The organism is Salipiger sp. (genome assembly GCF_059781815.1).
On record NZ_JBYNAH010000387.1, the window covers coordinates 1 to 2,160 of the forward strand.

Genomic DNA, 2,160 nt, shown 5'->3' on the forward strand with positions numbered 1-2,160 from the left:
GGGCCGCTTGCGCATGGCGTTGAAGGCGCCGCGCAGCTTGTAGCTGCGCACTGGGCTCAGATCCTCGCGCTTGAGCCAGACATCGGCGCCGAAGCGCTCGCTGAGATGGGCGTTGCGAAGAAGCGGTGTCTCGGGGAAAACCTCGCGCATCGCCATCGCGGCGGCGCGGGCCTTGTCTTGAAAGCTGTCCATGGCCGAGAGTTGGCGCATCGCCCCGGACAAGGCAAGCCTAGTCGAGCGACCGCCCCTCGACAAAATACCCGTAAAGCGTGGTCAGCACCGAAATGCCGATCATCGTCGCGAACCAGTTGATCACGATGGAATAGATCAGGCTGATCACCGAGCTGCTGTCGCCATCGATCATCGCCGGCACGCTGATCAGGAACTGTCCACCCATCACGATCAGCGCCAGCACAAGGATCGCCTTGTCGTCCTTCTTGGTGGCCTGCCACGATTCGCCAAGGCTCAGTGTCTCGCCCAGCGCGGCAGCCGGCAGGATCAACCCGATGCGGAAAAACACGTAGCTCGCCAACCCGACGAGACCGAAGGCCACGAGGCCAACCAGCCCCGGCGCGGCCATCGCCACCCCCATCGCCAGCCCGCCGATCACCGCGATGCCGAGCCCGATCAGAAGGCCGATGACGATGGAGCGGCCGAGATAGCTCAGGATCTCCGATCCGTGCCACGCGGGCAGCCAGCCGCGCGGGGTCTCTCCGGTCAGCACGAACCGGTGCCAGCCGACGGCGATCCAAAGGCTCGCCACCAGCGCAAGTGTCATCAGGATCAGCAATTCTCCGGCCGCCACCGGGGCCGCGGCGGGATCGCCGCTGACCGGATCGGCCTGCGGCATCATGAAGGTCAGGATCTGCGACGCCGCCTGCAGCAGGTACAGCACCGCCGACACGCGCAGCGCCGGGCCGAGATTGTCCAGCACCATCCGCACCGAATGCATGAAGATCGTCCAGCCCATGGCACCGCCTGTGTTTTCGCCTCACCCCGGCAGGGCTAGCACAGCCCGAGGGGGCGTCAACGCCCGATCCTTGCCCCTGCGTCGAAAAGGCGGTAACCCGCGCTCCAGTTTGCACGTGAGGAAAACCCGATGTCCGCGCCCAAGAAAGTCGTCCTGGCCTATTCCGGTGGCCTCGACACCTCGATCATCCTGAAATGGCTCCAGGTGGAGTATGGCTGTGAGGTCGTCACCTTCACCGCCGATCTCGGTCAGGGAGAGGAACTCGAACCCGCCCGCAAGAAGGCAGAGATGCTGGGCGTGTCCAAGGTCTATATCGAGGATCTCCGAGAGGAGTTCGTGCGCGATTTCGTCTTCCCGATGTTCCGGGCCAACGCGCTTTACGAGGGGCTCTACCTGCTGGGCACCTCGATCGCGCGCCCGCTGATCTCCAAGCGGCTGGTCGAGATCGCCGCCGCCGAGGGCGCCGACGCGGTCGCTCACGGCGCCACCGGCAAGGGCAATGACCAGGTGCGCTTCGAGCTGGCCTGCTACGCGCTCAACCCCGAGATCAAGGTGATCGCACCCTGGCGCCTGTGGGACCTCACCTCGCGGACCCGCCTGATCGACTTCGCCGAGAAGAACCAGATCCCGATCGCCAAGGACAAGCGCGGCGAGGCGCCGTTCTCGGTCGATGCCAACCTCCTGCACACCTCCTCCGAGGGCAAGGTGCTCGAGAACCCGGCCGACGAGGCGCCCGACTACGTGCTGCAGCGCACCGTGCCGGTGGAGCAGGCGCCCGATGAGCCCGAGTTCATCGAAATCGGTTTCGAGAAGGGCGACGCGGTGTCGATCAACGGCGAGGCGATGTCGCCCGCGACGATCCTGACCAAGCTCAACGAGCTCGGTGGCAAGCACGGCATCGGCGTGCTAGACCTGGTGGAGAACCGCTTCGTCGGCATGAAGTCCCGCGGCATCTACGAGACCCCGGGCGGCACCGTGCTGCTCGAGGCGCATCGCGGCATCGAGCAGATCACCCTCGATTCCGGCTCCGGCCACCTCAAGGATTCGATCATGCCGCGCTATGCCGAGCTGATCTATAACGGCTTCTGGTTCTCGCCCGAGCGCGAGATGCTGCAGGCGCTGATCGACAAGAGCCAGGAGCACGTGACCGGCACCGTCCGTCTCAAGCTCTACAAGGGTGTCGCCCGCAC

3 protein-coding genes are annotated in these 2,160 nt (G+C 65.3%); 1 reads left to right on the forward strand and 2 read right to left on the reverse strand.

The genetic code is table 11. The features are described 5' to 3' along the window. Both AC6RA4_RS25025 and AC6RA4_RS25030 read right to left on the reverse strand, forming a co-directional pair. Window positions 1-192, reverse strand: a 192-nt coding sequence (locus AC6RA4_RS25025) for a pyridoxal-phosphate dependent enzyme (RefSeq protein WP_500164965.1), incomplete at its 3' end; no start/stop codon positions are given. A 37-nt stretch (window positions 193-229) separates the two neighbouring features. Further along, on the reverse strand, window positions 230-970 hold the full coding sequence (locus AC6RA4_RS25030) for a hypothetical protein (RefSeq protein ID WP_500164961.1): 741 nt from the start codon (window positions 968-970) through the stop codon (window positions 230-232). Between the two features lie 129 nt (window positions 971-1,099). On the opposite strand from AC6RA4_RS25030, the gene AC6RA4_RS25035 reads away from it, so the two are divergent. After that, window positions 1,100-2,160 (forward strand): argininosuccinate synthase (locus AC6RA4_RS25035; protein WP_500164963.1); only part of this gene is annotated, 1,061 nt, incomplete at its 3' end.

What these genes read in the sequence shown, in the direction of transcription:
- AC6RA4_RS25030 (WP_500164961.1), bottom strand. Translation starts at nt 970, where the DNA reads ATGGGCTGGACGATCTTCATGCATTCGGTGCGGATGGTGCTGGACAAT.